The 12,991-nt window shown below is 30.7% G+C and carries 10 protein-coding genes; 5 read left to right on the top strand and 5 right to left on the bottom strand.

Going from position 1 to position 12,991, the window contains the following annotated elements:
* Positions 1-74: 74 nt before the first annotated feature.
* From AC5SL3_RS01205 to ppdK, 4 genes are read left to right on the top strand one after another with little or no spacing between them, the layout of a single operon-like run.
* Entirely contained in the window at positions 75-881 is an 807-nt protein-coding gene (locus AC5SL3_RS01205; protein ID WP_006997289.1) for a S49 family peptidase, read from the top strand.
* Positions 871-1,755, top strand: coding sequence for a glycine--tRNA ligase subunit alpha (locus AC5SL3_RS01210; protein ID WP_494578352.1), 885 nt, complete (start codon positions 871-873; stop codon positions 1,753-1,755). Before AC5SL3_RS01205 ends, AC5SL3_RS01210 begins: the two co-directional genes overlap by 11 nt.
* Positions 1,755-3,824, top strand: a complete 2,070-nt coding sequence (gene glyS, locus AC5SL3_RS01215; protein WP_494578354.1) for a glycine--tRNA ligase subunit beta — start codon at positions 1,755-1,757, stop codon at positions 3,822-3,824. The genes AC5SL3_RS01210 and glyS overlap by 1 nt, the downstream gene beginning before the upstream one ends.
* A complete protein-coding gene (gene ppdK, locus AC5SL3_RS01220; RefSeq protein ID WP_494578356.1) occupies positions 3,821-6,484 on the top strand; it encodes a pyruvate, phosphate dikinase in 2,664 nt (887 codons plus the stop codon). Before glyS ends, ppdK begins: the two co-directional genes overlap by 4 nt.
* Here ppdK and nadC read toward each other — a convergent pair.
* The 3 genes from nadC to ygfZ are packed head-to-tail and all read right to left on the bottom strand — an operon-like array spanning position 6,481 to position 9,248.
* Complete coding sequence (gene nadC / locus AC5SL3_RS01225; protein ID WP_494578358.1) at positions 6,481-7,314, bottom strand: carboxylating nicotinate-nucleotide diphosphorylase; 834 nt, start codon at positions 7,312-7,314, stop codon at positions 6,481-6,483. The two genes, ppdK and nadC, sit on opposite strands and share 4 nt — an antisense overlap.
* A gap of 5 nt (positions 7,315-7,319) precedes the next feature.
* Positions 7,320-8,309, bottom strand: coding sequence for a quinolinate synthase NadA (nadA, locus tag AC5SL3_RS01230; protein WP_006997284.1), 990 nt, complete (start codon positions 8,307-8,309; stop codon positions 7,320-7,322).
* A gap of 51 nt (positions 8,310-8,360) precedes the next feature.
* Positions 8,361-9,248: a CAF17-like 4Fe-4S cluster assembly/insertion protein YgfZ gene (gene ygfZ / locus AC5SL3_RS01235; RefSeq protein WP_494578360.1), complete on the bottom strand. Its 888-nt coding sequence runs from the start codon at positions 9,246-9,248 to the stop codon at positions 8,361-8,363.
* A gap of 43 nt (positions 9,249-9,291) precedes the next feature.
* On the opposite strand from ygfZ, the gene AC5SL3_RS01240 reads away from it, so the two are divergent.
* Positions 9,292-10,596, top strand: coding sequence for a dihydroorotase (locus AC5SL3_RS01240; protein ID WP_006997282.1), 1,305 nt, complete (start codon positions 9,292-9,294; stop codon positions 10,594-10,596).
* Here the strand turns inward: AC5SL3_RS01240 and AC5SL3_RS01245 are convergent.
* Together AC5SL3_RS01245 and AC5SL3_RS01250 are read right to left on the bottom strand one after the other, a co-directional pair.
* Entirely contained in the window at positions 10,593-10,925 is a 333-nt protein-coding gene (locus AC5SL3_RS01245) for a DMT family transporter (protein ID WP_006997281.1), read from the bottom strand. The two genes, AC5SL3_RS01240 and AC5SL3_RS01245, sit on opposite strands and share 4 nt — an antisense overlap.
* On the bottom strand, positions 10,925-12,820 hold the full coding sequence (locus AC5SL3_RS01250) for a propionyl-CoA synthetase (protein WP_494578362.1): 1,896 nt from the start codon (positions 12,818-12,820) through the stop codon (positions 10,925-10,927). Before AC5SL3_RS01250 ends, AC5SL3_RS01245 begins: the two co-directional genes overlap by 1 nt.
* Positions 12,821-12,991: the final 171 nt, after the last annotated feature.

Genomic DNA, 12,991 nt, shown 5'->3' on the forward strand with positions numbered 1-12,991 from the left:
TATCAATTGACGCACCTTAATCTTCAACTATAAGTAGGCTTTATATTAAATCAAAAATTCTATAAGGATTAACAATGTTCTCTTTTTTTAAAAAGAAAAAAATAATAGCTCATATCAAGCTAAATGGCGTAATTGGCAATGCTGGAAAGTTTAAACAGGGCATAGATTTTGCAGGACAAGAAGAGATTATAGAAAAGGCTTTTTCACTAAAAAAAGCAAAAGCAGTGGCAATTACTATAAATTCACCAGGTGGATCACCAGTCCAATCACATTTAATCTACAAATTTATTAGAGCTCAAGCTAAGAAAAACAAAATAAAAGTAATAGTGTTCGCAGAAGATGTTGCAGCTTCTGGTGGATACTTAATAGCTTGTGCAGGAGATGAGATATATGCAAATTCAAGTTCAATTATTGGATCAATAGGGGTTATTTATTCATCATTTGGATTTACCGAACTAATTAAAAAAATTGGTGTAGAAAGAAGAGTTCATACAGCTGGAAAAAATAAAAGCTCATTAGATCCCTTTCAAGAAGAGAAGTCAGAAGATATTGAGAGACTTAAGAATATTCAATTAGATTTACATAAAGATTTTATTAAAGTTGTAGAAGAAAGTAGAGGATCTAAACTTAAAAAGGATGGGATTGAATTGTTCTCAGGAGAGTTTTGGGCGGGTAGTAAATCAAAAGAACTTGGTCTTATTGATGGATTAGGTAATGCTAATGAAATTTTAAAAGAAAAATTTGGTGAAGATGTGATTATCAAAAAATTTGAAAAATCTAAGGGTTGGTTAAGTAAGAAATTATCTTCCTCTAGCAATCAAATAGATCAACTAGCAAATATTTTAGAGGAAAGATCTATCTGGCAAAGATATGGCTTCTAAGGAAAAAATTATAAAACCTAAATTTCAATCGTTTCAAGATACTATTTTGAATCTTCAAAAATATTGGAGCAAACAGGGATGTATTCTTCTACAGCCATATGACATAGAAGTTGGTGCAGGAACCTTTCATCCCGCTACAACCTTAAGATCATTAGGATCTAAGCCATGGAAAGCAGCTTATGTTCAGCCATCAAGAAGACCCACTGATGGAAGATATGGAGAAAACCCAAATAGATTACAGCATTATTATCAATTCCAAGTTTTAATAAAACCTTCACCAGATAATATCAAAAAACTTTATTTAAATAGTTTGGCTGTAATCGGTGTTAATCATAAAGAACATGATATTAGATTTGTTGAAGATGATTGGGAAAGTCCAACTTTAGGTGCGGCAGGTTTAGGATGGGAAGTTTGGTGTGATGGAATGGAAATTACTCAATTTACATACTTTCAACAAATGGCTGGATTTCAATGTAAACCTGTTTCAGTTGAAATAACATATGGTCTTGAAAGAATTTGCATGTTTACTCAACAAATGAAAAATGTTTATGATCTAATATGGAATGATGAAGGTGTAAAATATGGGGATGTGTTTCTTCAAGCTGAAAAAGAGTTTTCAGCATATAATTTTGAACATGCCAATACAGAAAATCTATTCAAAATGTTTGATATGTTCGAGCTTGAAGCAAAAGCATTGGTAGATAAAAAAATTTCATTACCTGCATATGATCAATGTCTAAAAGCAAGCCATGCATTTAATATTTTAGATGCAAGAGGAGTTATAAGTGTTGCTCAAAGAGCGGGTTATATAGGGCGTATTAGAGACATTACAAAAGCAGTCGCCGAAAGTTGGTTAAGCAGTCAAACAGATTAATGTCAGATTTTTTTATAGAGTTGTTTAGTGAGGAGATACCAGCTGGTTTACAGAGTAACTCACGTAATGTTTTATTAGAAAATTTTCAAAATTTATTTGAGGAAAAAAAAATTCTGTTCAAAAAAAGTTCTTCATTTTCAACACCAAATCGTCTTATAATTTTATTTGAAGGCCTATCTAAAGAAATAATACAAAAAGCTGAAGAAATAAAAGGACCAAATGTTAAAGCTCCAGAAAAAGCTATTGAGGGGTTTTTAAGGTCAAATCAAATAGAAAAAAAAGATCTTCTTAAAAAAACATTGGAAAAAGGAGAATTTTATTTTTTCAAGAAAGCATCAAGTAAAATTAATACCATAGATTTACTTCAAGAATATACACCTATAATCCTTGATAAATTACAATGGAAAAAATCTATGACATGGGGAAACTATAACCTTAGTTGGGCGAGACCATTAAAATCTATCCTAGCAGTTTTTGATGATAAAAGTTTAAATTTTAAATTTCATCATTTAATAGCCTCTAACTCAACATTTATTGACAAAGAGTTTGAAGATAAAAAAAAAATATTTAAAAATTTTAAAAGTTATAAAGATTTCTTTAGTCAGTCTGGCATAATTATAGATCACGTATTGAGAAAAGAATTTATTGTTAAAGAAATTGAAAAAATATCTAGAAAAAATAATTTCATTGTCGAGCCTAATAATAAACTTTTAGATGAAGTTACAGATATTGTTGAGCAACCAAATATTTTAGTGTGCAAGTTTGATCAGAAATTTTTGAATATTCCAAAAGAAATTTTGATTATTACAATGCAATACCATCAAAAATATTTTCCAACATTTGATAAAAAAGGAAAAATTACTAATGAATTTTTAGTTGTGGCAAATAACAATGATGAAAAAGGTTATATTAAGATGGGTAATGAAAGGGTTGTAGAAGCAAGATTAAGCGATGCTCAATTTTTTTGGGAAAAAAATAAATCTCAAAATTTAGTTAAACAAGTTTCAAAATTAAAAAATATGAATTATTTTAAAGGTCTTGGGTCTTATTTTGACAAGATTCAAAGAATGAGAAAACTTGGAGGAATGATTTCTGATGAATTATTAATTAGCAAAGATCAAGTTGAACTATCAGCATCGATTTGCAAAGTTGATTTAGTTTCTGATATTGTTGGTGAATTTCCTGAGCTTCAGGGAATTATGGGTGGACATTTTGCTGAAGTGCAAGGTTTTGATAAAGAGATAGCGCTAGCAATAAGTGAGCATTATCAACCAGTAGGTCTTGATAGCAAAACTCCAAAGAAACCATTTAGTATTGCTTTAGCTTTAACTGACAAAATTGATACCTTAGTAGGTTTTTTTGGAATTAACCAAAAACCAACTAGCTCAAAAGACCCTTATGCGCTTAGAAGGTCTGCACTTGGTGTAATAAAGCTATTAATTGATAATAATAAAGAGTTTAAAATCAAAGATCTTATTAGTTATTCCACTTCACTACATAAAGACCAAGGGTTTATTTTTTCAAACGACTCATCTCAAAAAGAATTATCCGATTTTTTAATGGACAGATTAAAATACTACATGAAAGAGAAAAAGATTAGACCAGAGGTAATAGAAGCCAGTATAAAAGCACATGGATTAGATCATATGAACAAAATATATAAAAAAGCTTCAACACTTAGTGGGCTAATCAGCAAAGTTATAGGAGAGGACATTATTACAAGCTACAAAAGAGCTTACAGTATACTTGAAAGTGAGTTGAAAAATACAGATCTTGAACTGTCAAATACAACTGACCCTGGTATTTTTAAAAATGACTATGAAAAAAACCTATTTAAAAAAATTAATGAAATAAGAAAATATTTTACAAATATTGGCAAAGATGAAAACTACAGAGAAACACTTGAAATTCTTGCTGGCGCTAAAAAAGCAACTTCAGAGTTTTTTGACAATGTTAAGGTCAATGATGATGATAAAAATATTAAAAAAAACAGATTGGAACTTTTACAAATGTTATGTAGAACATTTGATAATTACATAAATTTTTCAAATATAGAAATCAAACAGTGAATAAGCTAATTTTAAATTTTAAATCAAAAGATTCAAAAAAAATTAAAAATCCTAAAAATTTTTTAGGTGGAAAAGGGGCAAACCTTTCTGAAATGGGCAGAATGGGACTGCCAGTTCCTCCTGGATTTACAATTTCAACAAAAGTTTGTGAATTATTTTATAAAGATAAGAAAAAATTAAATTCAAAAATTGTTAATACTATAAAAAAGGAATTAAAAATTATCGAAAAAGAAGTAGGGAAAAAATTTGGTGATTTAAAAAATCCTTTATTATTATCTGTTAGATCTGGTGCAAGAGTTTCAATGCCTGGTATGATGGACACAATTTTGAATTTAGGATTAAACGATAAGACCGTTATTGCACTATCAAAAAAAACTTCTAATAGCAGATTTGCAAAAGATAGTTACCGAAGATTTATTCAGATGTATGGCAATGTTGTTATGGGTGTTGATGGCTATCACTTTGAAGAATTAATTGAAAATTACAAATTAACTAAAGGTGTTCTTTTAGATACAGATCTTGATGCAGATGATTGGGAGGGATTAATTAATGATTTTAAAAAAGTTATTAAAGATCAAACCAAAAAAGAATTTCCCCAGAACGTATATGATCAATTATTGGGAGCTATCAGTTCAGTATTTCTATCTTGGGAAAGTAACAGAGCAAAAGTTTATAGAAAACTAAACCAAATTCCTGCTGAATGGGGAACTGCAGTTAACGTTCAATCAATGGTATTTGGTAATATGGGTAATGATTGTGCAACTGGTGTTGTCTTTACAAGAAATCCATCAGATGGGGTTAATGAAGTGTATGGTGAATATTTAATTAATGCTCAAGGAGAAGATGTGGTGGCAGGTACAAGAACTCCTCAATATATAACTAAAAAAGCAAGAAAAGATGCAAAAGCAAAAGAAGCTTCGATGGAAGAAGCTATGCCAAAAGTATTTAAACAATTAGATAAGATTTTAAAAATTTTAGAAAAACACTACAAAGATATGCAAGACGTGGAATTTACAGTTGAAAATAATAAATTGTGGATGCTACAAACAAGATCAGGAAAAAGAACTTCAAAGTCAGCTGTTAGAATTGCAGTTGATATGGTTAAAGAAAAATTGATTTCTAAAAAAGAAGCAGTAATGAGAATAGATCCAGCTTCTTTAGATACATTGTTACACCCTACATTAGATGAAAAAAGCACACTAAACGTTATAGCAAACGGTTTGCCAGCATCTCCAGGTGCTGCAAGTGGTAAGGTTGTTTTTACATCAGAGGAAGCAGAAAGATTAAACAATGTTATGCAGGATACTATTTTAGTACGTGTAGAAACTTCACCTGAAGATATTCATGGAATGCACGCTGCAAAAGGAATTTTAACAGCAAGGGGTGGGATGACTAGTCATGCTGCAGTGGTTGCAAGAGGAATGGGAAGACCATGTGTTTCTGGTTCTAGTGAGATTGATATTAACTATGAGGCAAAAACCTTTAAAACTTCTTCTATTGAAATTAAAGAGGGAGACATTATTACAATTGATGGTTCAACAGGAAGAATTATCCTAGGAGAAGTACCAACAGTCAAACCAGAAATTTCAGGAGACTTTTCCAAATTAATGAGTTGGGCAGATAATTTTAGAAAACTAAAAGTAAGAACGAATTCAGAAACACCATTAGATACAAAAACTGCAAGAGACTTTGGAGCAGAAGGCATAGGACTTTGTAGAACCGAACATATGTTTTTTGATGAAGAGAGAATTTTATCTGTTAGAGAAATGATTTTATCAAAAACACTAGAAGATAGAAACAGGGCGCTAGCAAAACTTTTACCACATCAAAAAAAAGATTTTGTCCAAATATTCAAAATTATGAATGGTCTTCCTGTCACAGTGAGACTGTTAGATCCACCATTACACGAGTTTCTTCCAAAAACAGAAAAAGAAATTAATGATGTAGCAAAAGTTGTGGGGTTACCATTAAAAGAAATTGAGTCTCGAATTAACGAGTTACATGAACAAAACCCGATGCTTGGTCATAGAGGGTGCAGATTGGGAATTTCTTTTCCAGAAATTTATGAAATGCAATGTAGAGCAATCTTTGAGGCTTTATCTGAACTTAAGATAAAAAAAATTAAGTCGGCATTTCCAGAAATTATGATCCCTTTAGTATCAACTGAAGCTGAGATTAGAATAATGAAAGATTTAGTAGTCAGAGTTGCAAAAGAAGTTCAAAAGGATAAAAAAATTAAAATAGATTATTTAGTTGGTACAATGATTGAATTACCAAGAGCAGCAATTAAAGCTGATGATATAGCTAAACACGCTGAGTTCTTTAGTTTTGGAACTAATGACTTAACTCAAACAACATTCGGTTTAAGTAGAGATGATAGTGGTAAATTTTTAAATGATTACCTTGAGAATAAGATTTTTTCTATAGATCCATTTATCTCTATAGATGACGGAGTAGGTGATTTAATAGAAATTGCAGTTGAAAAAGGAAGAAAAACTAATAAAAAAATTAAACTTGGAATTTGTGGAGAACATGGTGGAGACCCTAAAAGTATTCACTTTTGTGCTAATGCAGGTTTGGATTATGTTTCTTGCTCACCATATAGAGTTCCAGTAGCAAGATTAGCTGCCGCACAAGCTGAACTTTCTAAAAAAAATTAGATTTCAAATTTAAAATCTATAGCTGGCACACTATGAGTGATACTTCCAATTGAAACTCTATCGACACCCGTTGTTGCAATTTTTTTAATAGATTTCAAATTAACGTTCCCAGAAGCTTCTGTTTCATAATGTTTTTTAGCCATTCTAACACCTGCCTTGAGTGTTTTATTGTTCATATTATCAAACAAAACAGTATTAAATTTTAAACCCATTATTTTTTTGAGCTGATTTAAATTATCAACTTCTACTGTAATTTTTCTTCCTTTTTTATTTTTGATTGCAAGAGATACTAAAGTTTTAATATCAGAGCTTGCAATATGATTGTCTTTAATAAGAAATTCATCACTTAAATTAAACCTATGGTTTGTACCACCACCTAACGAAACGGCATATTTTTGTATTACTCTTAAGGTTGGAATTGTTTTTCTAGTACAGCAAATTTTAGTTTTTTTATTAGCTAATTTAACAAATTGATTAGTCTTAGTAGCAATTCCAGAGATATGACTTAAAAAATTTAAAGCAACCCTCTCACCAATTAAAATATTTTCAGCCCTACCCTCAATTGTTGCCACTACGTCGTTCTTTTTGACTATTGAACCTTCTTTTTTTTTAATAATAAATTCAATTTTGTTATCAATTAATTTGAAGGTTTGTTTAGCAAACTCTAAGCCAGCAATTACAGCTTGTTGATTTGAAATTAATTTGATTTTTATAACTTTACCATTCTTAACTAAACTTGAAGTAATATCTCCATTTGGATAAAGATCCTCATTTAATGCAAGCTTAACTTTATTCTTGATATAATATTTGCTTAATTTAATTTTAGGCACATTTATTATCTGCCAATAGCAGTCATTCTTTCAACGGGTATTCTTGCTTTGTTGATAGTTTCATTATCCATAATTATCTCACCAGTTTCATTTTCTAAACAGGCCAAAATTTTTGGTAGAGTAATTCTTTTCATATGAGGACATAGGTTGCATGGTTTAATAAATTCAACATTAGGATTTTCTACCTGAATATTATCACTCATAGAACATTCCGTAACCATCATTACCTTTTTAGGTTGATTGTCCTCTACATATTTGATCATTCCTGAAGTTGAACCAGCAAAGTCACTTGCCTTAATTACATCGGGTGGACATTCAGGATGTGCAATAATTTTTATTCCTGGATTATTTTTTCTTATATCGTGAATTTCTTTTTCATTAAATTGGTCATGAACAATGCAAATTCCTTTCCAAGCAATAATTTCAACATCTGTCTGAGAAGCCACATATTTAGCTAAATAATCATCGGGTAGAAATATAACTTTTTTAACACCAAGAGAATTAACAATCTTAACGGCATTAGCTGATGTGCAGCAAATGTCAGTTTCAGCTTTAACATCTGCCGAAGTATTTACATAGGAAACAACAGGTACCCCTGGATATTTTTCTTTTAATAATCTTACATCCTTACCTGTAATAGAGGATGACAAGGAGCATCCTGCAAGCATATCGGGTAACAAAACTTTTTTTTGTGGGCTCATTAATTTTGCTGTCTCTGCCATAAAGTGTACACCAGCCATTACAATAATATCTGCTGAAGTTTTTGAAGCTTCTACTGCTAGAGCCAAAGAGTCAGCTGCAAAATCTGCTACACCGTGATAAATTTCTGGTGTTTGATAATTATGCGCAAGAATAACCGCATTTTTTTCTTTTTTTAATTGATTAATTCTATGAATATAGGGAGCATGAACTGACCATTCAATCTCAGGTAAAACCTTTGAGATTTTTTGATAAATTGGATCGGTTGCTTTTTTTACTTCTTCAGTGAACTCCATATTAAAACCTATCAATTTGATACAATCTTGTCATGCATTTATTCTGACGCACTAATTAATCCAGTTAGGAATTTTGATTTTTAACTTGGCGTTTTTGCTTTTAAACTCATTTTCTTGATTAAAATTATTATCCAAATATTTAATTATAGCAAAAGGATATTCATTACTTATTAAAACTTTTCCTATCTCAAAATCACCATTATAGATTAAATCATCTTGATTTATTTCTCCTTCAATTAAATAAATAGGTAATAATCTTTTTGAAAGTTTATTTTTTAATTTAATTCTTGCGGTATTCTCTTGCCCAACATAACAGCCTTTTTTAAAGTCTATTCCATTCAATTCTTCAAAGTTACATTCAATTCCAAATAGCTTATTCTGTAATTCATTCATGTTTTTTTGAGGAATTCCTAATTGATGACTCAATTTATAATATTCAGTAATTGGAGAATCTTTTAGCTCTAATTTTTTTAAAGACAGATAAAGCTTTTCTAAATTGATGATAAGCCTTGCTCCTAAATCTTTATTTCTTGGGTCTAACAAGATGGAATCTTCTCTATATTTAATTGTGTTCCCAGCAATATCTTTTGATCCTTCAAATTCTAAAAATTTTTCTTTATTAAACGCAGCTACAACAAATTCGTTACTAAGATTCATAATTTCAACTTTTGATCTAAGTTTATAGACACTAAGTTGTTTGAAAAGTGCTTCTGTTTGAGATTTTTCACAGTCAATGAAGTAGCCAGACTTGTGTTTTATGATAATAAAAGCAAAAAGAAATTTTCCTTGAGGAGTTAATAGTGATGCAAAACAACTACTGTCTTCACTTACTTTATTAATGTCATTACTAATCATATTCTGTAAAAATTCTTTAGCATCTGCACCGTTTATATACAGAATTCCTCTATCTTCTAAAATGTATACATTTTGATTATTCATAATTGATTGATGTCTTAATATAATATAATTACTTTTTTCATAAATGTTAGATCTAATAATTAAAAACGGCTCTTGCTACATAGATAAAGATCTTAAAGATCAAGATATAGCAATCAAAGATGGTAAAATCATAGAAATTGGCAAAATTGATAGTGAAGCAAAAGAAGTTTTTGATGCCAAGGGATTAACTGTTTTACCAGGATGTATTGATACTCAAACTCATTTTAGGGAACCCGGATCAACTGACACAGAAGATCTTCATTCTGGAAGTAAGGCAGCAATTGTTGGAGGAATAACGAGTGTTTTTGAAATGCCAAATACTAATCCACCAACTTCTAATAAAATTGAATTTCAAAAGAAATTAGATCTTGCAAAAAATAGAATGTATTGCAACTATGCTTTTTATTTTGGCGCAACACCAGACAACGCTGATGAGTTAGCAGACTTAAAAAACTTAGAAGGATGTTGTGGAATTAAGCTTTTTGCTGGTTCTTCGACAGGAAATCTATTGGTTCAATTTGAAGAAGATATTGAGAAAGTATTTAAAAGTAGCTCTAAAGTTGTTTCAGTTCACTCTGAAGATGAAGAAATTTTAAATAGGAATAAAAAATTAATTAAAGATGGAGATGTTCACTCACATCCAATTTGGAGAAGTGAAGAATGTGCAATTTCATCGACTAGAAGAATTGTAAGAATAGCTGAGCGATATAAAAAAAAAGCACACATCCTTCATGTAACAACCAAACAAGAAATTGATTTTTTATCGCAGCACAAAGGTAACATCACATTTGAGATAACACCTCAACATCTAACAATCTATGCCCCAGATTGTTATGATAAACTTGGAACATATGCTCAAATGAACCCACCAATAAGAGATAAGTCTCACTATGACAGGTTATGGTATGGAGTAAAAAATAATCTTAATGACACAATTGGGTCTGATCATGCTCCACATTTAAAAGAAAACAAAGAAAAAAAATATCCCAATTCACCATCTGGAATGCCAGGTGTTCAGACACTTTTACCAGTTATGTTAAACCATGTTAATGATGGAAAATTAAGTTTAGAACAATTAATGAATTCTATATGTGAAAATCCAGTAAAAATTTTTGGCATTCAAGACAAAGGTTTTATTAAAGAAGGATTTGATGCAGACTTCACAATCGTTGATATGAATAAAAAAATTACAATTAAAAATGAAAATATTGAAAGTAAATGTGCTTGGTCACCTTTTGATGGGTATGAATTTAAAGGAACTCCTGTGTCAACAATTATTGCTGGCCAAATCAAAATGAGAGATGGTAAGATTTTGGGTGAACCTGACGGTAAGCCTTTAAAATTTTAAATAGTTTTTATAGTAAAGCTATTTACCAGAACAACACCAGTAACAATAAAGAATAACCCTAAAACAGCCTGCCATGATAGTGATTGTTTGAAGAAAATATATCCTAATATTGCAATTGTAAATATACCAAGGCCACTCCATGTTGCATAAACGATGGCGATAGGAAGTTTATCAACCACAAATGTTAAAAGGTAAAATGAAGATAGATATAAAATTGCAAGTGTTGTGGTTGGAATTATTTTAGTAAAATTTTGTGAAACGGGTAATAACATTGTTCCACCTACTTCACAAAAAATTGCAATAGTTAAAAATAAATATGTCTTTATCATTATTTAAGAATATTATTTTTCATTAAGTCTTCTTTTATCTCAGTTAAAATTACAGGATCATCAATAGTTGCTGGCATTTTATAATCTTCTCCATCAGCAATTTTTCTTATTGTTCCTCTTAATATTTTTCCAGATCTTGTTTTTGGCAATCTTTTAATAACAATTACAATCTTAAATGCAGCAACAGGACCAATTTTATCTCTAACCATCTGAATGCACTCTTTTGAAATTGTTGTGTGATCTTTTTCAACACCAGATTTAAGAACGACCAAACCAATTGGTAATTGTCCTTTTAATTTATCTGCAACGCCTAATACCGCACACTCAGCAACTGATTGGTGTTCTGATAATACTTCTTCAATTGCTCCAGTTGATAATCTGTGACCTGCAACATTAATAATATCATCTGTTCTAGACATAATCCAAATGTAACCATCTTCATCTATATGACCTGCATCATAAGTTTCATAGTAACCGTCATAGTTGGTCATGTAATTATCTTTGTATCTTTGATCTGCATTCCATAGTGTTGGAAAAGTTCCAGGAGGCAAAGGTAATTTTATAACTATATCTCCCATCTCATTAGGTTTTGCTAAAGTTTGATCTGGCTTCATTATTTGAACGTCATAACCAGGAACTGCCTTACAAGCGGAGCCATACTTTGTTTTCATCATTTCAATTCCTGTACAATTAGAACTAATTGCCCAACTAGTTTCAGTTTGCCACCAATGATCAATTACAGGAACTTTTAATAAATTTTCTGCCCACTTAATGGTATCTGGGTCCGCCCTTTCACCAGCTAAAAACAATGACTCAAATTTACTTAAATCATACTTAGAAAAAAACTTTCCCTCAGGGTCTTCTTTTTTAATAGCCCTAAAAGCAGTTGGTGCAGTAAAAAGTGATTTTACTTTATAATCAGAAATTATTTTCCAAAAAGCACCAGCATCAGGAGTGCCAACAGGTTTTCCTTCAAATAGTACTGTGGTGCAACCTTTAAACAAAGGTGCATAGACTATATAAGAATGACCAACAATCCAGCCAATATCACTTGCTGACCACCAGACATCATCAGTATCAATATTGTAAATATTTTTCATAGTCCATTTTAGAGCAACTATATGACCACCAATATCTCTAACTATTCCTTTTGGAACACCCGTAGTTCCTGAGGTATATAAAATATAAGCTAAATCATTTGAATTCATTTCAACACAATCTACTTCTTTTGCATTTGAAAGTGCTTCATCCCAACTGATTTCTTTTGGAGCATTTATATTTGCTTCATTTCCAGATCTTTGAAATAGGATTAATTTTTCTATCTTATGTGATGCCATTTTTATGGCCTCATCCACTAGAGGTTTGTACTCAACAGTTCTTCCAGGTTCAAAACCACACGAAGCCGTAACTAATATTTTTGCTTTACTATCATCGATTCTGCTTGCTAATTCACTAGATGCAAAACCACCAAATACTACTGAGTGAATTGCCCCGATTCTTCCACAAGCCAACATTGCAATAACTGCCTCTGGGATCATGGGCATATAAATTATAACTCTATCTCCCTTATTAACCCCTTGGTTTTTTAAAGCTCCTGCAAATTTTGAAACTTTTTCTTTTAATTCTTTATAGGTAAACTGCTTTTTGTTGCCAGTTATGGGACTGTCATAGATTAAAGCTAATTTTTCACCTCTACCTTCATCGATATGAAGGTCTAAAGCATTATAACAGGTGTTAGTAACCCCATCTTCAAACCATTTATAAAAAGGAGGATTAGATTTGTTTAGAATTTTTGTTGGTTTTTTAAACCAAAAAATATCGTTAGACACTTCTTGCCAAAAATCTTCAGGGTTTTTTATGGAGTTTTGATAAATTTCACTGAATTTTTTATTCATCACTAATGATTCTTTATTTTGATATTTTAAGACTTATTAAATTAAAAATTGTATTAAAATTCAAAAAGTAAGTAAAATCAATACAAATTAGAGGCAATTAAACCTTCTAAAAACTTAATTATTTTGATAGTTAATCCTCAACATGACTTAAGCATTTGTTTAAGTCTAGTT

Source organism: Candidatus Pelagibacter sp. PS_34, from assembly GCF_059417845.1.

What these genes read in the sequence shown, in the direction of transcription:
- AC5SL3_RS01205 (WP_006997289.1), top strand. Translation starts at nt 75, where the DNA reads ATGTTCTCTTTTTTTAAAAAGAAAAAAATAATAGCTCATATCAAGCTA.
- AC5SL3_RS01210 (WP_494578352.1), top strand. Translation starts at nt 871, where the DNA reads ATGGCTTCTAAGGAAAAAATTATAAAACCTAAATTTCAATCGTTTCAA.
- glyS (WP_494578354.1), top strand. Translation starts at nt 1,755, where the DNA reads ATGTCAGATTTTTTTATAGAGTTGTTTAGTGAGGAGATACCAGCTGGT.
- nadA (WP_006997284.1), bottom strand. Translation starts at nt 8,309, where the DNA reads ATGGAGTTCACTGAAGAAGTAAAAAAAGCAACCGATCCAATTTATCAA.
- ygfZ (WP_494578360.1), bottom strand. Translation starts at nt 9,248, where the DNA reads ATGAATAATCAAAATGTATACATTTTAGAAGATAGAGGAATTCTGTAT.
- AC5SL3_RS01240 (WP_006997282.1), top strand. Translation starts at nt 9,292, where the DNA reads ATGTTAGATCTAATAATTAAAAACGGCTCTTGCTACATAGATAAAGAT.
- AC5SL3_RS01245 (WP_006997281.1), bottom strand. Translation starts at nt 10,925, where the DNA reads ATGATAAAGACATATTTATTTTTAACTATTGCAATTTTTTGTGAAGTA.
- AC5SL3_RS01250 (WP_494578362.1), bottom strand. Translation starts at nt 12,820, where the DNA reads ATGAATAAAAAATTCAGTGAAATTTATCAAAACTCCATAAAAAACCCT.